Here is a 20700-nt window from a genome sequence, read left to right on the forward strand (position 1 = left end):
GCTCCCGGCCGCGGTTGGCTGCCGCTAGCCGCGGATCTGTCCGTCGCCTTGGATGATCCATTTGGTGGTGGTCAGTTCCTTCAGTCCCATGGGCCCGCGGGCGTGCATCTTCTGGGTCGAAATGCCCACTTCGGCGCCCAGTCCCAGCTCTCCCCCGTCCGTGAAGCGGGTCGAGGCGTTCACAATCACTGCCGCCGAGTCGATCTCGGCTATGAAGCGTTCCGCGTTGGCCAAGTCATTGGTGATGATCGCCTCGGTATGGCCGGTGGTCCAGCGCCGGATATGGTCCACAGCTTCGTCCAGGCTGTCCACCACCGCCACAGCCAGGTCAAGATCCATGTACTCGCGCCCCCAGTCGGCGTCGTCGGCAGGTGCCGCAGTGACGCCGTCGGGCAGCAGCGTCATGGCCCGGGCATCGGCGTGCAGGCGCACCCCGGCCGCCGCGAGGGCAGCCAAGACGTCGGGAGCGGCCGGAGCTGCCTCATGGATCAGCAGGGTTTCCACCGTGTTGCAGACACTGGGCCGCTGGGTTTTGGCGTTCAGCAGGATCTCGACGGCCATTTCCACGGGTGCGGTGCGGTCCAGATAAATGTGCACGTTCCCCTCCCCCGTTTCGATCACCGGAACGGTGGCATTGGTAACCACGGACTGGATCAGCGAGCGGCCGCCGCGGGGAATCAGCACATCCACCCGGCCGCGGGCTTTCATCAGGACGGCGGCGCCTTCGCGGCCGTACCGGTCCACGCTCTGCACGGCGTCCGCGGGCAGCCCGGCATCCTCGAGTGAATCCCGGATGATCTGCACCAGCACCTCGTTGGTGGCCGCGGCGGCACTGCCGCCCCGCAGGATCACCGCATTTCCGCTCTTCAGCGCCAGACCGGCAATGTCCAGGGTGACGTTGGGCCGGGCTTCGTAAATGGCCGCGACCACGCCCATGGGCACATGCACCTGGCGCAGCCGCAAGCCGTTGGGGAGCGTCTGGCCGCGGGCTACGGAGCCCACCGGGTCCGGCAGGCCGGCCAGGTTCTCCAGTGCCGCCGCGAGGGAGGCAATGCGTTCAGCCGTCAGGGCGAGCCGGTCCAGCATGGCTGCAGAGGTGCCGTTTTCCCGGCCGGCGGCCAGGTCGCGGGCATTGGCCGCAAGGATTACTTCCCGTCCGGCCCTGACGTTGTCCGCAATCCGCAGCAGGGCGCGGTCTTTCCAGGCCCGGTTGGCGCGCGCCAGCCGCCGCGCGGCAGCCCTGGAACGGTCGGCCACGGCGTGGACCTGCGCTTCGACGTTCTCCGCGGAGACCGCACCGGCTTCGGGCTCCGGCGCTGCGGCTGTCCCGTCTGCAGCTGTCCCGTCAGTGCCGGTGCCGACGCTTGCCTCGCTTGTGTTCACGGAATTCATGCCTCCAGTGTAGGACCGGCACCGGTTTCAGGCGCGGGTACGGCGGTTTGGGCCTGGTGCAGCAGAACCAGGTCATTCACGTGCACCACGGCGCGTTCGTAGCCGCGGCCGAGCTCACGGGACAGTTCCCGGGTGGAACGGCCCAGCATGGAGGGCAGTTCATCGGACCCGTAGTTGCTAAGCCCGTGGGCAATCACCCGGCCGGCGGTATCGGCCAGGGCAACCGCGTCTCCGGGTTCGAAGCGTCCTTCCACCGAGGCGATCCCTGCCGGCAGCAGCGAACGGTGCCGCTCCCCCACAGCGCGCGCGGCGCCGTCGTCCAGCACCAGGGTGCCTTGGATCCGGGCCAGGTGCGCCAGCCATAGCAGGCGGATGGACTGGCGGCGCCCGCGGGTGGTGAACCAGGTGCCGACGTCCTCACCGGCCAGCGCGGCCGCGGCGTTGGCCGTGGAGGTCACCAATGCGGGAATGCCGGATTCTGCGGCAATGGTGGCCGCTTCCACCTTGGTGGCCATCCCGCCGGTGCCCACCCCTGCCTTGCCGACCTTGCCGATGCGTACATCGGCAAGGTCCTTCGGGCCGGTGACCTCGGGAATGCGGCGCGCACCCTCGCCGGGCGGACCGTCGTAGAGGGCGTCGACGTCGGAAAGAAGAATGAGCGCGTCGGCCTTGACCAGGTGCGCCACGAGGGCGGCGAGCCGGTCATTGTCGCCGAAGCGGATTTCGTGGCTGGCGACGGCGTCGTTTTCGTTGACGATCGGCAGTACACCGAAGTTCAGGAGCCGTTCCATGGCGCGGTGCGCGTTGGCGTGGTGGGTACGCCGCATGAGGTCCTCGATGGTCAACAGGACCTGGCTCACGGTGACGCCGTGGGCCCCGAACGCAGCCGTGTACCGGGCCATCAGCAGGCCCTGCCCCACACTGGCGGCCGCCTGCTGGGAGGAAAGCTGCGCGGGGCGCCGAGCCAGGCCCAGCGGGGCCAGCCCGGCGCTGATGGCACCGGAGGAGACCAGGATGATCTCGGTGCCTTGCGCGTGCCGTGCGGACAGCACGTCAGCCAGGGACCGCAGCGCTGCATCGGAAATGCCGCCCGCCACGGAAGTCAGGGACGAGGAGCCCACTTTGACCACCACGCGCCGGGCGCGCGCCAATCCGGAACGGGAGGTCAGCGCACGGCGGGCAGGCGGGGGTGATTCGGTGAGTTCACTCATAACCTGCCCAGCCTAAGCGCTGAGCCTCCTCCGTGGCCGGACTGTGAAGGGGTTACTCCCCTTCGTTACCCTCTGCCGCTTCATCGGCCGTTGCGGGGCGCGGGTTGTGCTTGTAGTTCACGGACTCGGTCCAGATGCCGGCACGGCGCTCGGATTCGAGTTCCGCGCGGGCCGCCGCACGGGCGTCCTTGCGCTTCTGGTGGTCTTCGCGCTTCTCTTCACGGGTGGGGCGGGAGAAGTCCTCCACGCGGATGTCGCTGCCGCGCGGGGAGGCAGCGAGCAGTTCCGCGCCGCCGATCATGGTCGGCTCCCAGTCGAAGACGACGCCGTCGCCCTCGCCGATCACCACGGCGTCGCCGGGCTTGGCGCCTTCCTTGAACAGCTTCTCCTCCACGCCCAGCTTGGCGAGGCGGTCGGCCAGGTAGCCCACGGCTTCATCGTTGGTGAAGTCGGTCTGCTGGACCCAGCGCACCGGCTTCTCGCCCAGGACGCGGAAGAGCGGCTCAAGGTTGCGTTCCTCGCGGCGGATCATGAAGCCGCCCTTGTAGTTGACGCCGCGCGGTTTCAGGACCGGCGGCTGGATGCGCGGCGGAGCCTGCTCGACGGCGTCGCGGGCGTCCTTGACGATCCCGGCCATGGCGAACCCGAGTTCACGAAGGCCCTCGTGGCTGGAGGCGGAGACCTCAAACACGCGGTAGCCGCGTTTTTCCAGTTCCGGACGGACGAATTCGGCCATGTCGCGGCCGTCGGGGACGTCCACCTTGTTCAGTGCGACCAGGCGCGGGCGGCGGTTCAGCGGCACGACGTCGCCGTCGGTGCCGGCGTAGCTCATGTCTACTTCGTACTTCTCGAGTTCGCGCTCGATGATTTCCAGGTCGCCGATGGGGTCGCGGTCCGTCTCCAGGGCGGCGCAGTCAAGCACATGCACCAGGGCGGCGCAGCGTTCGACGTGGCGCAGGAAGTTGTGGCCGAGGCCCTTGCCTTCGGAGGCGCCCTCGATCAGGCCGGGCACATCCGCCACGGTGAAGCGCACATCGCCGGACTGGACGACGCCGAGGTTCGGGATCAGCGTGGTGAAGGGGTAGTCGGCAATCTTCGGGCGGGCCGCGGACATGGCCGCAATCAGCGAGGACTTGCCGGCGGACGGGAAGCCCACCAGTGCAATGTCGGCGATGGACTTCAGCTCCAGGACAATGTCCGCTTCCTCGCCGGGAATACCCAGCAGCGCGAACCCGGGAGCCTTGCGCTTCTGCGAGGAAAGGGAGGAGTTGCCGAGGCCGCCCTGGCCACCGGCGGCAGCGATGTATTCGAAGCCCTCCCCGACCATGTCCGCCAGCACTTCGCCGTCCTTGTTCTTCACGACGGTGCCGTCCGGAACCGGGAGGATCAGCGTCTCGCCGGTCTTGCCGGCGCGCCAGTCGCCCATGCCGTTGCCGCCGTTGGTGGCGTGGCGGTGGGGGGCGTGGTGGTAATCGAGCAGGGTGGTGGTTTGGGAGTCAACACGCAGGATGACGTCGCCGCCGTCGCCGCCGTTGCCGCCGTCGGGCCCGCCCAGCGGCTTGAACTTTTCACGCTTGACGGACACGCAACCATGGCCGCCTGTACCGCCCGAAACGTGCAGCACTACGCGGTCTACAAAGCTGGCCATGGTTCTCCTTCAAAGGAACTTCTTGATCATGCCAATTCTACTTGGCTTAAAAAACGACGGGGCGGGCCATCAAGGCCCGCCCCGTCGGAAAAGCTAATTGCCGGTGATTACTCGGCGGCTGCAGGAGCCACGATGTTCACGACGCGGCGGCCGCGACGGCTGCCGAATTCAACTGCACCTGCTGCCAGGGCGAACAGGGTGTCGTCGCCTCCGCGGCCAACGCCCTCACCCGGGTGGAAGTGGGTGCCGCGCTGGCGAACGATGATTTCGCCTGCCTTGACAACCTGGCCGCCGAAACGCTTCACGCCGAGGTACTGGGCGTTGGAGTCGCGACCGTTGCGAGTGGAACTCGCACCTTTCTTATGTGCCATTTCTTTGCCTGCCTTTGCTAACTGATATTGAAACCCACAGGCGGGATCACTCCCGCGTTCCCGGCCGTGAAGCCGGGGCGGAGGATCAGGAGTTGATGGACGTAACCTTGACCTTGGTCAGCGAGGAGCGGTAGCCCTGACGCTTCTTGTAGCCGGTCTTGTTCTTGAACTTCTGGATGACGATCTTCGGACCCCGGAAGTTCTCGATGATTTCTGCCGTCACGGTAACCTTGGCCAGGTCCTGTGCAGCAGAGGTGACCTTGTCGCCATCAACCAAAAGCAGGGCAGGCAGCTCAAAGGTGCTACCGGCTCCACCGGGGACGCGGTCCAGGGTTACGAGGTCTCCGACGGAAACCTTTTCTTGGCGGCCGCCAGCGCGGACAATCGCGTACACCACTTGGGAACTCACTTCTCTCGACGTTTAATACTTGGATGCGCATTTGGCGGGGCCAGAATTGTGCCCGCCTTGCGCCATGCAGTTCCGCCTGAACCGATAAACGGTTGGAAGGCGTTCGCACCGAAGTTCAAGGCTACGCTAACGGGACCATAACCCGCAAATGCGTTCTGCATATGCACGTTGGACCTGCGCGCCACCGACTGCCAGTGCCACTGCTCGGCTCCTACTTTATCCTATCTGGGCGCTGTTCCCGGCATCGGCCCCTTCCGGCCCTCCGGGCCGTGTCGGACAGCCGCGCCGGATTAAATACCAAGGGCGGCAGGGTCCATATGGACCCCGCCGCCCAACAGGCACCGGCGCTGCCGGCACCTCGCGGTACTACAGCTCGGACGCGGGCACGCCTACGCCCAGGATGACCGGGGCGCCGGCCTTCTCATCGCGGGGCGCCGGTGCCGCAGGCTCGGCCGTGACCGTATGCCGGGACGGTTCAGCAGAGGCATAGTGCCGGGGTGCGGTGACCTCCGCTGCGCCCTGCGGGCTGCTGGCAGCCCTGCGGCGACGGGCCGGGCGGGCCGGCCCGGGTGCGGCAGCACTCTGCGGAGCGTCCTGATCCTCGCTGCGCTGTTCCGGAGCGGCCTGATCCTCACTGCGCTGTTCCGGAGCCGCCGGTTCGTGGGCAACGGCGGAAGCCACCTCGTTGAAGGCCTCCGTGAGGCTCTCCAGCGTGAGGGCAGGCTCTTCCTTCACCGGGCGGCGGCGCTGCCGGCGCGGCACCACCACGGTCTCACCCTGGATGTTCAGGACGGCACCGGGCTCGGTGTCGCCTCCGTCTGCCTGGGCTTCGTCTGCCTCGGCTGCGGCGGCATCTGATACCCCGTTGCCGTTGGCGGCAGCTTCGACCACCTCGTGGGCGGCCGCGGTTGCTGCGGCAATGCTGGCCAGGGCTGCACGGGCCGCCTCTGCCTTTGCCTGGCGGTCGGCGTCCCCATGGTCCGGCTCCTCCGCAGCGGGCTGCTGCTCAGCGGGCTGGACCGGCTGCACACGGTCCCGATCCCGGCTGCGGTTGCGCTTCCGGTCTCCGCGGGACTGCTTCTCCTGCTTGAGGTGCTGCTGGTGGTTGTCCTCGCCAACGGCATGCGCCGGGGCGGCAGCGGGCGTGTGGCTGGTACTGCGGCGGTGTTCCACCGGGACATCCTGCGTGATGACGCCGCGGCCTTCGCAGTGTTCACAGGTCTCGCCGAAGACTTCCAGCAGGCCCGTGCCCATCCGCTTGCGGGTCATCTGGACCAGGCCCAGCGAGGTCACTTCGGCTACCTGGTGCTTGGTTCGGTCGCGGCCCAGGCATTCCACCAGGCGCCGGAGCACCAGGTCGCGGTTGGCTTCAAGGACCATGTCGATGAAGTCGATGACGATGATGCCGCCGATGTCGCGCAGCCGCAGCTGGCGGACCACTTCCTCGGCTGCCTCCAGGTTGTTCTTGGTGACGGTTTCTTCCAGGTTGCCGCCGCTGCCGGTGAACTTGCCGGTGTTCACGTCTACCACGGTCATGGCTTCGGTGCGGTCAATCACCAGCGAGCCGCCGGAAGGCAGGAAGACCTTGCGGTCCAGTGCCTTGGCAATCTGCTCGTCGATGCGGTGCGCGGCGAAGATGTCTTCGTCCTTGGTCCACTTCTCCAGGCGTCCCACCAGGTCCGGGGCCACGTAGGTCACGTAGGCCTCGATGGTGTCCCAGGCTTCCTCACCGGAAACCACCAGCTTGGAGAAATCCTCGTTGAAGACGTCACGGACCACCTTGATGGTCAGGTCCGGTTCGCCGTAGAGCAGTTCAGGGGGCAGCGTCTTGGTGGACTTGGCCTTGGCATCGATGGTTTCCCACTGGGCACGCAGGCGGTTGATGTCATTCATCAACTCTTCCTCGCTGGCACCTTCGGCAGCCGTGCGGACAATAACGCCCGCGTTCTCCGGCAGGTGGTCCTTGAGGATTTTCTTCAGCCGGTTGCGTTCCACGTCCGGCAGCTTGCGGGAAATGCCGGTCATAGAGCCGCCCGGCACGTACACCAGGTAGCGTCCGGGCAGGGAGATCTGGCTGGTCAGCCGGGCGCCCTTGTGGCCTACGGGATCCTTGGTGACCTGCACCAGTACGGAATCGCCGGACTTCAGCGCCAGCTCGATGCGGCGCGGCTGGCCGTCCAGGCCGGCGGCGTCCCAATTGACCTCGCCGGCGTACAGCACGGCGTTGCGGCCGCGGCCGATGTCCACAAAGGCGGCTTCCATGCTGGGCAGCACGTTCTGGACCTTGCCCACGTACACGTTGCCAATCAGGGAGTCCTGCTGGGTGTTGGAGACAAAGTGTTCCGCCAGCACGCCGTCTTCAAGCACGCCGATCTGGATCCGCTCGTCGCGCTGGCGGACAATCATCTGCCGGTCAACGGATTCGCGGCGCGCCAGGAACTCGGCCTCGGTGATCACGTGGCGGCGGCGGCCGGACTCGCGGGACTCGCGGCGGCGCTGCTTCTTGGCTTCCAGACGCGTGGAACCCTTGACGCTGGTTACGCGGTCCGACGCCGGTGCGTCGGCATGGGCGCGCGGGGCGCGGACCCGGGTAACCGTGTTGGGCGGATCGTCGTCCGCTCCCCCGGTCAGTTCCAGATCTGCATCTCCACGCCGGCGACGGCGGCGGCGGCGGGAGGTCACGCCGCCGGCCTCGCTGTCCTCCGGTCCGGTTGAAGCGTTCTCCTCACCGGTGCCTGCCTCGGCCCCGGCACGGCTGCGGCTGCGCCGGCTGCGGCGCGAGCGGGACCGGGTGGAATCGGCAGACTCTTCGTCGTCTTCTGCGGCCGGGTCGGTGTCCGCAGCCTTGACCACGGGCAGGGAGCGGACGGCGGAAAGGTCCGGGGCATGGAAGAGCACCGAGGTGGGTGATTCGGGAACCGCAAACGGATCCAGTGCCGATGCGGGGCCTGCGGGTGCAGCCGCTTCGGTCGCGGCCGACTCAGTTGCGTCCGGGAGTACGGGCTCCGCGGCGGTTTCGGCGGACGGAGCTGCTGCTTCCGCAGAGCGGGCCGGACCGGCGGGCGTGCCGGCACGGCGGCGGGTCCGGGTCTTCGGCGCCGGGGCTTCGGCTTCCGCCTCGGGGCGGGCGGCCAGGGTCACTTCATCTGCTGCAGGCACTTCATCTGCTGCAGTCACTTCATCTGCTGCGGGTACCGCGGCATGCACCGGCTCAGCTGCGGCAGCGGAGGTCTCGGCTTCAAGTGCTTCCGCTGGCTTCTTCTTGGCGGGGGCACGGCGGCGGCGCACAGCCTTGGCGGGGGCATCCGCTTCCGCGGCAGCCGGCTCGACGACGTCGCCTGCTGCATGCTCCTGCGTTACCGCTGCGGGGACGGCCTCCGGACCCGCAGCCGGTTCGGCTGCTACAGATTCAACCGGTGCAGACACGGCAGTTGTGGATACGGCCTTTTTGCGGGGGGCGCGGACACGCTTGGGCTTTTCGGCAACGGCGGCAGCCGAGTCTTCGGCGTCAGGAACGGCGGCAGCTTCCGGCAACTGTTCCTGCGCCGGTTCCTGCGTCTTTGCCGGCGAGGTGACCGGCGATGATGACTTGCGGCGGGTGCGGGTGGCTTTCTTGACGGCCGGCTGGGCCTGCGAAGCCCCTTCCCCTGCGGCGGTACCTTCTGCAACTAGTTCATTGGTCAAGTCGTTCTGGTTATTCATTTAGGCCTATGCTCCGGCCCTGCGGCACTGGCCACATTCCAATGCCGAAGGGCAATGTGTCGGCCGTGCGGTGGCATCGCAGCCTGCCCGCCGGCCGGAAGTCGTCTGGATGTCATCCGAGGTCGCGCCGACTGTGGGGCGCGGGATCACTCGAAGACCAGCGGCACGGCTATGGGTCGGTCTGATCGGCGGATTCCCTGGTTCCCACCCGGATTGATGGGCGAACTGCATGGGAAGCGTCACCGGCAGAACCGGAAGCCTGTCGCTGGACCGATGGCGGAATGTGGTTCCGTCACCAGCCAAAGACATTATCTCACATGGCCGCCTTTTTGGCCCGTATGAACCCTTAGACTCGACGCAGACAACTACTCGGTAAAAGGAGCTTCCGTGCCCTCCAGCGCAGCCCGTCAAACTTCCGGCGTCCGGCCGGCTGACCCCGCCCCGTCCCGGGCGGCATCGGCACAGGCCGTTGGGCCGGAACGGCGGCCCTTTATCTGGACCCTGCTCGCCACGTCCGTAATTGGCTGGCTTGCCTCGGGCATCCTGGTCATCGAACGGCTGCATGTGTACGCCGACGCAAACTACATCACCAGCTGTGACATCAGCCCCTGGGTCTCCTGCGGAACGGTCTTCCAGACCTGGCAGGCCTCGCTCTTCGGCTTCCCCAACCCGCTGATCGGCATTGTGGCCTTCGCCGTCACCATCACCACCGCCGTGGGCCTGCTGGCCCGCGCACAGTTTGCCCGCTGGTACTGGGTGGGCCTGCAGGCAGGCGTCACCCTGGGCATGGTCTTCGTTGTGTGGCTGTGGAGCCAGGCCCTGTTCGATATCTACGTACTGTGCATCTACTGCATCGTGGTGTGGGCGGCAATGATTCCTTTGTTCGTGTTCACCACCATCCGCAACCTTGCAGCGGGCGTCATTCCGGCACCGGCGGGGCTGGTGCGGTTCCTCACGGAGTGGGCCTGGGCCATCGTTGTCCTGCTCTGGGTGGCCACGGCGGCGTCCATCTTCTTCCGCTTTATGAATTCCTTCATCGGAAGCTAACGGCGTAGCGGCCGGCGGCGGTGCCCGGCCCTCCCTGCCTAGCCCGCGTTCGGCATTCCCCATGCCAGCACCACGGGGAAATCCTGGCCTTCCCAGGTCGCCTGGAGCGATGGGTCCGGTGCCGTGCGTCCGTCCAGGTCAAGCAGCCGGACCACTGAGAGCTCCCAGCCGCTGCGCTCCAGCACGGACACGGTCCAGTCCTGCGGTTCTTCCGCCGGCGCGTCCGCCAGTTCGGCGCCGTCGGGCATCCCGCTGGTGAAGACCCGCATGGACTCGGGCAGCAGTTCGCGCACGCCGTCGCGCTCGGTGTATTGGGGTGCCTGGCCCTGCCGAGAGAAGAGCGCCGCTTCCAGCGCGGCGGCGTACACCGGGTCCCCGGCCGCGTCGTAGACCCAGCGGCGGCCCAGCACCGAGTGGTCCATCTCGGTGATCAGGAACCGCTCCGCACCGGCCAGCGGTGCATCCCGGTAGGTCAGCGGTACCTGAACCACCAGTGAACCGGCTGCAACAATAAGGGTTTCAATCCCCACTGCGCCTTCCGGGTCCTCAAAGCGGAAGGCCCCGAGTTTCCGTGCCGTGACCGGTTCCGTCGAGGGAAACCACCGCGCCCTCGGCAGCCAGTCGGAGATCAGTTCCAGTTTTCCCGGACGCAGCTCTGCGTCATAGATGAGTGCCATGCGGACAGCATAGGCATGATCAGCACGTGCGGGTGGAATATCCCCGCTGCAATTCCGGTTGCCGCAAAGGAAGGCGCAGGCACTTTCTGCCGCCGGAAACCGTAAGGAGATCCATGCTTAGGACAACATCCGCAGGCCCAAACACACCGGGCACAGCGCTCGTAGCCGGTGCCACCGGAATCGCAGGCGCGGCGCTGGTCGAACTGCTCACCCGGGAGGGCTGGCAAGTGCTGGCCCTCTCACGCAAGGGCGGCAGCCCCGATCCGTCCCGGCCCGGGGTCGTCCCCGTAGCCGCTGACCTGACCTCGCCGGCGTCGCTCGCAGCAGCGCTGAAGGATGCGCGTCCCACGCACGTCTTCTTCACCTCCTGGTCCCGGCAGGAAACCGAAGTCGAAAACATCGCGGTGAATGCCGGCATGGTCCGGAACCTCCTGGCAGCATTGGAAGACGCGCCGCTGGAACACGTGGCGCTGATGACCGGCCTCAAGCACTATATGGGCCCCTTCGAAGCGTACGGCGAAGGCCCCATGCCGGATACGCCGTTCTCGGAAGAGGAACCGCGGCTGCCCGTGGACAACTTCTACTACGCGCAGGAAGACGAACTGATGGCCGCGGCGCAGCGGCAGGGCTTCGCCTGGTCCGTGCACCGCTCCCACACGGTGATCGGCTTCGCCGTGGGCAACGCCATGAACATGGGCCAGACCCTCGCTGTGCAGGCCACCCTCTGCAAGGAACTGGGCCTGCCCTTTATTTTCCCGGGCTCGGAAACCCAGTGGAACTCGATCACGGACATGACCGACGCCGGGCTGCTTGCCGAGCACATGCTCTGGGCGGCCACGGACCCGAACACCGCCAATGAGGCCTACAACGTGGTCAACGGCGACGTTTTCCGCTGGCGTTCACTCTGGCCGCGGCTGGCTGCAGAATTCGGCGTTACGCCCGAAGGCTTCGACACCGCTCCCCGTCCGCTCGAGGAGCAGATGGCCGGCATGGAGGAGGCCTGGAAGGAGCTGGCCGTCCGTCACGGGCTCGCCGAAACCGACATCACCAGACTGGCGTCCTGGTGGCACACCGACGCCGACCTGGGCCGGAACGTGGAGGTGCTGACCGACATGAGCAAGAGCCGGTTGGCAGGCTTCACCGGCTACCGCCGCACCGAAGACGCCTTCAAGGAACTCTTCGCACGGCTGCGGGACGAAAAGCTCATTCCGTAGCAGTGCCCCTCCCCCCGGGCAGAGGAAGGGCCGGCACCCGTTGGGTGCCGACCCTTTTTCTGCCTGACGGGTTACTTGAACCAGATGCCGATTTCCCGCGAGGCTGATTCGGGCGAATCGGAACCGTGGACCAGGTTCTGCTGCACGGCCGTACCCCAGTCACGGCCAAAGTCGCCGCGGATGGTGCCCGGGGCCGCCGTCGTCGGATCCGTGGTGCCGGCCAGCGATCGGAAGCCCTCGATGACGCGTTCGCCTTCCAGGACCATCGCTACAACCGGACCGCTGAGCATGAACTCAACGAGCGGCTCGTAGAACGGCTTGCCCTGATGCTCCTCGTAGTGCTCTTCGAGGATGGCCCGGGTGGCTGCGGTCTTCTTCAGTTCAGCCACGGTGTAGCCTTTGGCCTCGATCCGGGCCAGGATGGCGCCGGTGAGGCGGCGCTCGACGCCGTCGGGCTTAACCAGGACAAGTGTGCGCTCAATGCTCACGATGTATCTCCTTGGAAGTTCGGGTAACTGGTTCTAAGCCTAGTCGGTACCCGGTGCCGTTGAAGGCCCGGCCTCTTCCGGATGGGCCTGCTCCCACTCGGCCTGCATTCGGTCCCGTTCCCGGTTCTCCCGGTCCAGCCGCATCCCGGCCCGCAGGCCGTACCACCAGGTCAGCGCAAACAGCACACCGACGAAGAACATGGTCGGCTCCAGGAAGCCGGTGGCAATGACGACCAGCTGCAGGATCCAGCCAATCAGCGGTCCGGCCGGCTTGGACAGCACGGCGCAGGTGCCAACCAGCGCCGCCGCCAGCAGGATGCCGCCGCCCAGCAGCAGCACGGGCGAAACGGTCCCGCGGTTCAGGCCGAAAACGGCGAGGGTCCCGAAGAGCACTACGAACGCTTCGAGTGTCAGCACCGTGGATGCGAACATTACCTTCACCGAACGGCGCTTCTTGGGCATGCCCGGACGCCATTCGCGCTGCGCCTTGGTCAGTTTTGCCATATCTGCGAACCTACTTTCCGAGGAGGGTGCGCGCTTCGGCGACCAGGGTAATGGAACCGACCACCAGGACACCGCCGGCAAGGTCGTTGTTCTCTTCGGCCTTGGCCACGGCCAGCTCCAGTGCGTTGTCCAGTCCTGCTTCGACCCGGATATCCTCGTCCGCGAAACCGGCGTCCACTGCGTCCTGGACCAATTCCTCGGCGGGGATTGCCCGCGGGGAATTGGACTGGGTCAGCACCACGGTGCTGACCAGGTCCCCAAGCTGCTCACGCAGCTCGCTGAGGATCCCGACGGCGTCCTTCTCCGCCAGGATCCCCACCACCAGCACCAAAGTGGTGAAGTTGAAGGACTCACGCAGCGCCTCGGCCGAGGCACGGGCGCCTGCCGGGTTGTGCGCGGCGTCGACCACGATGGTGGGCGCGGTGCGGACCACTTCCAGGCGGCCGGGCGAGGTCACGGTGGAGAACCCGGTACGGAGCAGTTCGACGTCGAGCTCCTTGGAACCTCCGCCGATAAACGCTTCCAGGGCCGCGACGGCGACTGCCGCGTTCTGCGCCTGGTGCGCGCCGTGCAGGGGAACCAGCAGCTCCTCGTAGCGCCCGGCCAGGCCGTTGACGGTGACCATCTGTCCGCCCACGGCCATTACGCGGGATTCGACGCCGAACTCCACGCCTTCGAACCGGAACGGCACGCCCGTCTCGCGTGCCTTCTCCAGCAGCACCGTCGCGGCCTCCATGGGCTGCGCGGCGCTGATCAGGAAACCGCCCTCCTTGATGATGCCCGCCTTCTCATAGGCGATGTCGGCGACGTCGTCACCGAGCAGTTCGGTGTGGTCCAGCGAGATGGGCGTAATGACGGAAACGGTGCCGTCGCCCACGTTCGTGGCATCGGTGATGCCGCCCAGTCCCACCTCAATGACTGCCGCGTCCACGGGCTCGTCCGCGAAGACGGCGAACGCCAGGATGGTCAGGGCCTCGAAGTAGGTCAGCCGCGGCTCCCCCGCTGCCTCCAGCTCGCCGTCGACAATGTCCAGGTAGGGGCGGATCTCGTCCCAGATCCGGACAAACGTTTCGTCACTGACGGGCTCGCCGTCAATGCTGATCCGCTCCGTCACCCGGGTCAGGTGCGGGCTGGTGTAGCGGCCGGTCCGCAGCCCGTAGGCGCGCAGCCCGCCTTCAATCAGGCGGGCCGTGGACGTTTTGCCGTTGGTGCCGGTGATGTGGATGATCGGGAACGCCTTGTTGGGTTCCCCCAGCACTTCCATGGCCCGGAAGAGCGGAGCCAGGCGCGGCTCCATCTTGTTTTCCGGGGCACGGCTGAGCAGCTCGGCGTACACGCTCTCCACCGAGAAACCGTCAATCGAACCGGACGGACGGTCTGCTGCGCTCATTAGATCTTCTCCACTGTGACGATGAATTTCCCGCTGTCCTTCTCGTCGTCCGTGACCGTGAGGTCACCGACAACAATCAGGTCCGCGGTGAGGGTTTCAGCCTTGATCAGGCTGATGTTGGCCTCGAGGGCTGCGGCTTCCGCTTCGCCGGTGCTGATCCGGGTGCGGATGCGGTCGCTGATGTGCAGGTCCGCGTCGCGGCGGGCCTGCTGGATGGCGCGGATGCCGTCGCGGGCGGTGCCCTCGGCGGCCAGTTCGGGGGTGACCTCGGTGTTCAGCACCAGGAACCCGCCGCCCGGCAGCACGGCAACGGCCTTGGCCGATTCACCTTCGCCGGACTCCACCACGGTTTCGAGCGTGTACTCGTGCTCTTCAAGGGCGAGCCCGCCCGCGGTGACCGTGCCGGCGTCGTCCACTGACCAGTCGCCCGATTTGGCGGCCTTGATGGCCGTCTGCACGTTCTTGCCCAGCCGGGGGCCGGCAGCGCGGGCGTTGACCACGAGCTTCTGGCTGATGCCGAACTCGGCCGGGTCCGCGGACGCGGCGTCTACCAGGCGCACGTTCTTCAGGTTCAGTTCGTCGGCGATGATCGCGGCGAACTGGCCCGTAAGGGACTGTGCGTCAGGCGCGACGACGGTCATTTCGGACAGCGGCAGGCGGACCCGCAGGTTCGCGCCCTTGCGCAGGGAGGAACCCACCGAGGCAATGCGGCGGGTCAGGTCCATCCGTGCCACCAGGTCCGGATCCTTCGGGAACAGGTCCGCATCCGGCCAATCCGTCAGGTGCACCGAGCGTCCGCCGGTCAGGCCCCGCCAGATTTCCTCACCGATCAGCGGCAGCAGCGGGGCAGCCACGCGGCACACCGTTTCCAGGCACGTGTACAGCACGTCGAACGCCTGCGGATCTTCGTCGAAGAACCGGGTGCGGCTGCGGCGGATGTACCAGTTGGTAAGCGTGTCCATGTAGGCGCGCAGGATCTCGCACCCCACGGACACGTCGTAGGTGTCCAGGGCCGTGGTCATTTCCCGCACCAGGTCGCCGGTGGCGGCGAGCAGGTAGCGGTCCAGCGGCTCGGTGGAGTCGTAGCGGGCCTTCGCCTCGTAGCCGTTGCCGTTGTTCGCGGCGTTGGTGTACAGGCTGAAGAAGTGCCAGACGTTCCACAGCGGCAGGATGGCCTGGCGGACGCCGTCGCGGATGCCCTGTTCGGTGACAATCAGGTTGCCGCCGCGCAGGATGGGCGAGGCCATCAGGAACCAGCGCATGGCATCGGAGCCGTCGCGGTCCAGGACCTCGGACACGTCGGGGTAATTGCGCAGCGACTTGGACATCTTCTGCCCGTCGGAGCCCAGGACAATGCCGTGGCTGCTGACGTTGCGGAACGCCGGCCGGTCAAACAGTGCGGTGGCGAGCACGTGCAGCGTGTAGAACCAGCCGCGGGTCTGGCCGATGTACTCCACGATGAAGTCGCCCGGGTTGTGGTGCTCGAACCAGTCGGCGTTCTCCATCGGGTAGTGGACCTGGGCGTACGGCATGGATCCGGAGTCGAACCAGACGTCCAGCACGTCCTCCACGCGGCGCATGGTGGACTGGCCCTCTTCCGGGGTGCGGGGGTCGTCCGGGTTGGGCCGGGTCAGCTCGTCGATAAACGGGCGGTGCAGGTCCGGCTTGCCCTCCTTGTTCAGCGGCAGGCGGCCGAAGTCGGCTTCCATTTCGGCCAGCGAACCGTAAACGTCGGTACGCGGGTAGTTGGGGTCATCCGAAACCCAGACCGGGATGGGGCTGCCCCAGTAGCGGTTGCGGCTGATGGACCAGTCGCGGGCGTTTTCCAGCCACTTGCCGAACTGGCCGTCCTTGACGTTCTCCGGGATCCAGTTGATCTGCTGGTTCAGTTCGACCATGCGGTCCTTGATCTTGGTGACCTCCACGAACCAGGAGGAGACGGCCTTGTAGATCAGCGGGTTCCGGCACCGCCAGCAGTGCGGGTAGCTGTGCTCGTAGCTGGCCTGGCGAAGCAGCCGGCCTTCGGACTTGAGCACCTTGGTGATGGGTTTGTTGGCATCGAAGACCTGCAGGGCGGCGATGTCCTCCAGCGCGGTCTCGGCGAACATGGGCAGGAACTTGCCGCCCTCGTCCACGGACAGGATCACGGGGATTCCGTTCTCCTCGCAGACCTTCTGGTCATCTTCACCATAGGCCGGAGCCTGGTGGACAACACCGGTGCCGTCGGTAGTGGTGACGTAATCCGCCGTGACTATCCGCCAGGCGTTTTCGGTGCCCCACTTTTCGGTGTCGGTGTAGATGTTCCACAGCGGTTCGTACCGCAGCCCGGCAAGGTCCTTGCCCAGGTGCACGGCGCGGACGGAGGCGCGGGCGGCCTCGGCGTCGTCGTACCCCAGGTCCTTGGCGTAGGAACCGACCAGGTCCTCGGCCAGGAGGAACCGGCCCTCCCCTGCCTGCGTGCCGTTCGGGCCAGCGGGCACGACGGCGTAGCGGACCTCGGGTCCGACGGCGAGGGCCATGTTGGTGGGCAGGGTCCACGGCGTGGTGGTCCACGCGATGGCTTTGACGCCCTCGAGTTCGGCGGAGAGTACGTTGTCTCCGGCGACCAGCGGGAACGTGACAGTGACCGTCTGGTCCTGGCGCATCTTGTAGACGTCGTCGTCCATGCGCAGCTCATGGTTGGACAGCGGCGTCTCGTCCTTCCAGCAGTACGGAAGCACGCGGAAACCGCTGTAGGTCAGGCCCTTTTCATGCAGGGTCTTAAACGCCCAGATGACCGACTCCATGTACTCGACGTTGAGCGTCTTGTAGTCGTTTTCGAAGTCCACCCAGCGGGCCTGGCGGGTGACGTAGTCCTGCCACTCGCCGGAGTACTTCATCACCGAGGCACGGCACGCATCGTTGAACTTGTCGATGCCCATCTTCTCGATCTGGACCTTGTCGCTCATGCCCAGCTGCTTCATGGCTTCGAGCTCGGCGGGCAGCCCGTGGGTGTCCCAGCCGAAGCGGCGTTCCACGCGGCGGCCGCGCTGCGTCTGGTAGCGGGCAACCAGGTCCTTGACGTAGCCGGTCAGCAGGTGGCCGTAGTGCGGCAGGCCGTTGGCGAAGGGCGGGCCGTCGTAGAAAACAAACTCATTGTCGCCGTCGCGGCCGGCGGGGCGGGCATCGATGGAGGCCTGGAAAGTGCCGTCCTGGTCCCAGTACTTCAGAACGCGTTCTTCGAGTTCGGGGAACCGGGGCGAGGAGGGGACGGCAGCGCCGTCGCCGGTGCTGGCTTTGGGGTATACAGAAGGCATTTTCGACATCCTGGTAGCGGCAAGTAAATCTGGCTGTGGAATTCAGGATGCGAGGGCGGCGTTTCCGGACCGGCCCGAAGGACGGCGGTAAACCGCGGTACCACCTCGCTTGCCGCCGTGTGCACACCGGCCGTGGCCGGGATACGCGCGACTGCCGCTCGTTGACTGCTGTGACGGGCTTACCCGTCCGGTTCTACTGGGCCTGCCGCCGTACGTTTGGCTGCCTGCTGTTCTTCCGGAAGCTCACCGGTGATGGCCGGGTCAGTGCTGCTTCGCACAAGTTTAGGCCACGCCCGCGCCGGTTGTCGAAGCACTGCCCCTGGCAGGCGAACCGGGCGCGGCGAAAGCCTGCCCACCGCGTCTGCCGCGGGGGCAGGCCCTCGCCCGGTTACTGCCCGGTTACTGCCCGGTGCGGATGACTTTGTGCTGGGCCGCCTGGGCCAGCGGGCGCAGCACAACCTGGTCCAGGTTCACGTGGTGCGGCAGGTTCAGGGAAAAGGCCATCACTTCGGCGACGTCCTCGGCGGTGAGGGGCTTCTCCACTCCGGCGTACACCTTGTCGGCCGCGGCCGGATCGCCCAGCCGGTTCAGGGAGAACTCCTCGGTCCGCACCATGCCGGGGGCAATCTCGATGACGCGCACGTTGTGCTCGGCTTCCTCCAGCCGCAGGGTCCGTGCAAGCATTTCCTCGCCCGACTTGGCCGCGCAGTAGCCGGCGCCACCCTCATAGGCAGTGGACGCCGCCGTCGAGGTCAGCAGCAGCACCGAGCCGCGTCCGCTGTCCCGCAGGGCGGGGAGGAAAGCCTGGGTCATCCGCAGGGCCCCGAGGACGTTGACGTCGTACATCCGCTGCCAGTCGCTGATGCTTCCGGTGGCCACCGGGTCCAGTCCGAAGGCTCCGCCTGCGTTGTTGATCAGGGCATCCACTCCCCCGTCCGCCAGGACCGCGCTGGCCAGCCGGGCCACGGAGGCGTCATCGGTGACGTCCGCTGCCATGGCGACGGCGCCGGTCTCCTCTGCGAGCGCCTGCAGCCGGTCTGCGCGGCGGGCCACCGCCACCACGTCCCAGCCCGAGGCACGCAGCGCCCGCACTGCGGCGGCTCCAATGCCTGAACTTGCTCCGGTTACTACGGCCCGCTTGGGTGTGATCTCAGTCATGGGAGCTACTTTAGCCAGCGTTTGCCTCTTCCCCGTGTTCGTTACGGACCAGTTCGTGTAGGCGCGGGGCGGGACTGTGCCTGCCCGGCGGCGGTTTGTTGCCGGGGTCGGACTGTGCCTGCCCGGCGGCGATTTGTTGCCGGGGCCGTCCGGTCCGTACCGGGCCGTTTCGATCCGGGCCCAGCAGGCCGGCGCCTGCCGCATCCGGGCCCAGACCGCTGGCGCCTGCCGCATCCGGGCCCAGACCGCTGGCGCCTGCCGCATCCGGTCCCAGACGGGGGTAGAGCGGATTCCAAGTCCGGCACGTGCGATGTACCAGTTCGATGAATCTGCCCGGACTGTGCAGGATCATCTCGGCAGTAACCCGTAAGGTGACCAATCCGCCGGAGGTCGAGCAGTTCCAGCGCTGCCGGTCTTTCCGGTATTCCGTCCGCCCGCTGTGGAAGGCGTAGCCGTCAATCTCAACGATCAACCATCCGTCAATGAGGAAATCCACGCGGCCTACTCCGGGCAGCAGCACCTCCTCCTGCGGGCGGAAACCGGCGGCAAGGAGGTGGAACCGGGCACAGACCTCCAGAGGGGAGGCAGTCGTCCGGCGCACGGTTTCAAGCAGTCGGGCGATTCGCCAGTCCCTCGGTCCTGAAAATTCCTGTTTCAGGGTTTCCAGCCCCACGGCGTTGCAGACCACGGCGGACTCAGCGATCACCAGGGCTTCCACGCTGGGAAGACAGCGGAACGCGTCGCGGACAATCTCCCGGGGTGCTGCTATCAGCCGGTGGCCCGAGCGGCGCCCACGATGCAGCACTGCGTCCGGGAGGGTGAGTGCCCTGTCGCACCGGAGATGAACCGTGCCGGCCGGTGCCAGCACCCACCAGCCCAAGAGGGAGGCCGCGGAAACGCAGGAGACCGATGCCCCGTTGCAGGCCGCCCCAATCAGGGCCGGATCGGCACCTTCCAATGCCAGGAGGCCCCGACCAACATGCCGAAGCAGCCCGGAACGCACGGCCGCATCCACCTGCCGCTGGGAAAACCCGTTTGCTATGAGGGTGCGTTGCCTGGCCAGACAGTGCCTGGACCTGAGGAACGCCTCGAGTTGCTGCATTCCGCCACCCTCTCAGTTGCACTCGTCTACCGGTCGAGCAGTGAACTGTCATGTGAGGGAACGGACTGCATCGTGGCCTATTCCTCTGCTCTGGAGGGACAGCGACCAACCCGGCCGGCCTCGAAACTGAGCTCTTTCCCGGCCGCACCCGGGTTCCTCTTCCCCTCTCCCGGCTGCTTCCCTACCTGAACTTCCCACGCTCTGGGACTGCTGTTACTGATGGGGTCACAGCAGCCACATCCGTACCGAAGCGTGGGAAATTCCAGGCACGCGATCGGGCTGGAACCATCCTGGGCACAAGCCGGACTCTATCTCCATATCTCCCCACTCCCGGCCGGCTCTCTGCCCGTCCTCCCCCACTCCCGGCCGTCTCTCTGCCCGTCCTCCCCCACTCCCGGCCGTCTCCCGCAGCCGCACCCTGGTCCTTGTCCCCTCTCCCGGCAGCTTCCCTACCTGAACTTCCCACGCTCTGGGACTCCTGTGACTGATGGGGTCCCAACAGCCACATCCGTACCGAAGCGTGGGAAATTCCAGGGCCCTCGGCCGGGAGCGCCTTGGCAACAAGCCTGCCCTGGGGCTCCGACACCGCTAGGGCCCGGCATGGGCAACCCTGCCCTGCACTGCCCTGCCCTGCCCTGCCCTGCCCTGCACTGCCCTGCCCTGCCCTGCACTGCCCTGCCCTGCGAGCCCTACGCCCCCGGACCGGGAACGGCCAGCAGATAGTCCCGCAGCACCACTGCTTCGTTCTCTTTCTCGTTCCGCGCCCCGTACAGCAGCACGGTATCCGGCCGGGACCGGCACTCGAGGTTGAAGTCTGCCACCCCGGGATTGTCCGCAAGTTCGGCCCGGTAGCGCTGCACAAACTCCTCCCAGCGCTCCGGACGGTGGCCGAACCATTTGCGCAGGCCGGTGCTGGGCGCCACGTCCTTCAGCCATTCATCCAGGCTCGCCTTTTCCTTGGACACCCCGCGCGGCCACAGCCTGTCCACCAGGACCCGGAACCCGCCGTCGGGCGGTTCATAGATCCGCCGGATCCGCACGTTCCAGGATGAGGATTCCCTGCTGGCAGCCATACCGGGATGCTACTGCCG

At 66.8% G+C, this 20700-nt stretch carries 16 protein-coding genes; 2 read left to right on the forward strand and 14 right to left on the reverse strand.

Annotated elements, in window-relative coordinates; translation table 11 throughout:
• Positions 1-24 precede the first annotated feature (24 nt).
• From QNO06_RS10540 to QNO06_RS10565, 6 genes are all read right to left on the reverse strand, one after another.
• Complete coding sequence (locus QNO06_RS10540; RefSeq protein ID WP_227911618.1) at positions 25-1392, reverse strand: glutamate-5-semialdehyde dehydrogenase; 1368 nt, start codon at positions 1390-1392, stop codon at positions 25-27.
• Positions 1389-2603 carry a glutamate 5-kinase gene (proB, locus tag QNO06_RS10545; RefSeq protein ID WP_227911619.1) on the reverse strand — a complete coding sequence of 405 codons (1215 nt, stop codon included), beginning with the start codon at positions 2601-2603 and terminating at the stop codon, positions 1389-1391. Before proB ends, QNO06_RS10540 begins: the two co-directional genes overlap by 4 nt.
• Before the next feature lie 52 nt (positions 2604-2655).
• Positions 2656-4251 (reverse strand): GTPase ObgE, encoded by a 1596-nt coding sequence (obgE, locus tag QNO06_RS10550; protein WP_227911620.1) that lies wholly within the window; start codon positions 4249-4251, stop codon positions 2656-2658.
• Between the two features lie 107 nt (positions 4252-4358).
• Complete coding sequence (rpmA, locus tag QNO06_RS10555) at positions 4359-4622, reverse strand: 50S ribosomal protein L27 (RefSeq protein ID WP_227911621.1); 264 nt, start codon at positions 4620-4622, stop codon at positions 4359-4361.
• Between the two features lie 85 nt (positions 4623-4707).
• Positions 4708-5019, reverse strand: a complete 312-nt coding sequence (gene rplU / locus QNO06_RS10560) for a 50S ribosomal protein L21 (protein WP_227911637.1) — start codon at positions 5017-5019, stop codon at positions 4708-4710.
• Positions 5020-5397: 378 nt separating this feature from the next.
• Complete coding sequence (locus tag QNO06_RS10565) at positions 5398-8733, reverse strand: Rne/Rng family ribonuclease (protein WP_227911622.1); 3336 nt, start codon at positions 8731-8733, stop codon at positions 5398-5400.
• 387 nt (positions 8734-9120) lie between these two features.
• Between QNO06_RS10565 and QNO06_RS10570 the strand changes: the two genes are divergently transcribed.
• Positions 9121-9780: a vitamin K epoxide reductase family protein gene (locus QNO06_RS10570; protein ID WP_442860138.1), complete on the forward strand. Its 660-nt coding sequence runs from the start codon at positions 9121-9123 to the stop codon at positions 9778-9780.
• A 38-nt stretch (positions 9781-9818) separates the two neighbouring features.
• Here the strand turns inward: QNO06_RS10570 and QNO06_RS10575 are convergent, their stop codons facing one another.
• The gene (locus QNO06_RS10575; RefSeq protein WP_227911623.1) at positions 9819-10457 is read right to left on the reverse strand and encodes a maltokinase N-terminal cap-like domain-containing protein; all 639 of its coding nucleotides are present in this window, start codon (positions 10455-10457) and stop codon (positions 9819-9821) included.
• Positions 10458-10570: 113 nt separating this feature from the next.
• Between QNO06_RS10575 and QNO06_RS10580 the strand changes: the two genes are divergently transcribed.
• Complete coding sequence (locus QNO06_RS10580) at positions 10571-11671, forward strand: SDR family oxidoreductase (RefSeq protein ID WP_227911624.1); 1101 nt, start codon at positions 10571-10573, stop codon at positions 11669-11671.
• 71 nt (positions 11672-11742) lie between these two features.
• Here QNO06_RS10580 and ndk read toward each other — a convergent pair whose 3' ends face one another.
• The 7 genes from ndk to QNO06_RS10615 form a co-directional block, all read right to left on the reverse strand.
• Entirely contained in the window at positions 11743-12159 is a 417-nt protein-coding gene (gene ndk / locus QNO06_RS10585; RefSeq protein WP_227911625.1) for a nucleoside-diphosphate kinase, read from the reverse strand.
• A gap of 39 nt (positions 12160-12198) precedes the next feature.
• A complete protein-coding gene (locus QNO06_RS10590; RefSeq protein ID WP_227911626.1) occupies positions 12199-12663 on the reverse strand; it encodes a DUF4233 domain-containing protein in 465 nt (154 codons plus the stop codon).
• A gap of 10 nt (positions 12664-12673) precedes the next feature.
• Positions 12674-14053 (reverse strand): bifunctional folylpolyglutamate synthase/dihydrofolate synthase, encoded by a 1380-nt coding sequence (locus QNO06_RS10595; protein WP_227911627.1) that lies wholly within the window; start codon positions 14051-14053, stop codon positions 12674-12676.
• A complete protein-coding gene (ileS, locus tag QNO06_RS10600) occupies positions 14053-17358 on the reverse strand; it encodes an isoleucine--tRNA ligase (protein ID WP_227911628.1) in 3306 nt (1101 codons plus the stop codon). Before ileS ends, QNO06_RS10595 begins: the two co-directional genes overlap by 1 nt.
• A 390-nt stretch (positions 17359-17748) precedes the next feature.
• Positions 17749-18507 (reverse strand): SDR family oxidoreductase, encoded by a 759-nt coding sequence (locus QNO06_RS10605; protein WP_227911629.1) that lies wholly within the window; start codon positions 18505-18507, stop codon positions 17749-17751.
• A gap of 10 nt (positions 18508-18517) precedes the next feature.
• Positions 18518-19510: an endonuclease domain-containing protein gene (locus QNO06_RS10610; RefSeq protein WP_227911630.1), complete on the reverse strand. Its 993-nt coding sequence runs from the start codon at positions 19508-19510 to the stop codon at positions 18518-18520.
• Between the two features lie 788 nt (positions 19511-20298).
• A complete protein-coding gene (locus tag QNO06_RS10615; protein WP_227911631.1) occupies positions 20299-20682 on the reverse strand; it encodes a DUF488 domain-containing protein in 384 nt (127 codons plus the stop codon).
• Positions 20683-20700 lie beyond the last annotated feature (18 nt).

Source organism: Arthrobacter sp. zg-Y20, from assembly GCF_030142075.1.
Classification (GTDB): Bacteria; Actinomycetota; Actinomycetes; order Actinomycetales; family Micrococcaceae; genus Arthrobacter_B.

What these genes read in the sequence shown, in the direction of transcription:
- QNO06_RS10540 (WP_227911618.1), bottom strand. Translation starts at nt 1,392, where the DNA reads ATGAATTCCGTGAACACAAGCGAGGCAAGCGTCGGCACCGGCACTGAC.
- proB (WP_227911619.1), bottom strand. Translation starts at nt 2,603, where the DNA reads ATGAGTGAACTCACCGAATCACCCCCGCCTGCCCGCCGTGCGCTGACC.
- obgE (WP_227911620.1), bottom strand. Translation starts at nt 4,251, where the DNA reads ATGGCCAGCTTTGTAGACCGCGTAGTGCTGCACGTTTCGGGCGGTACA.
- rpmA (WP_227911621.1), bottom strand. Translation starts at nt 4,622, where the DNA reads ATGGCACATAAGAAAGGTGCGAGTTCCACTCGCAACGGTCGCGACTCC.
- QNO06_RS10565 (WP_227911622.1), bottom strand. Translation starts at nt 8,733, where the DNA reads ATGAATAACCAGAACGACTTGACCAATGAACTAGTTGCAGAAGGTACC.
- QNO06_RS10575 (WP_227911623.1), bottom strand. Translation starts at nt 10,457, where the DNA reads ATGGCACTCATCTATGACGCAGAGCTGCGTCCGGGAAAACTGGAACTG.
- QNO06_RS10580 (WP_227911624.1), top strand. Translation starts at nt 10,571, where the DNA reads ATGCTTAGGACAACATCCGCAGGCCCAAACACACCGGGCACAGCGCTC.
- QNO06_RS10590 (WP_227911626.1), bottom strand. Translation starts at nt 12,663, where the DNA reads ATGGCAAAACTGACCAAGGCGCAGCGCGAATGGCGTCCGGGCATGCCC.
- QNO06_RS10595 (WP_227911627.1), bottom strand. Translation starts at nt 14,053, where the DNA reads ATGAGCGCAGCAGACCGTCCGTCCGGTTCGATTGACGGTTTCTCGGTG.
- ileS (WP_227911628.1), bottom strand. Translation starts at nt 17,358, where the DNA reads ATGTCGAAAATGCCTTCTGTATACCCCAAAGCCAGCACCGGCGACGGC.
- QNO06_RS10605 (WP_227911629.1), bottom strand. Translation starts at nt 18,507, where the DNA reads ATGACTGAGATCACACCCAAGCGGGCCGTAGTAACCGGAGCAAGTTCA.
- QNO06_RS10615 (WP_227911631.1), bottom strand. Translation starts at nt 20,682, where the DNA reads ATGGCTGCCAGCAGGGAATCCTCATCCTGGAACGTGCGGATCCGGCGG.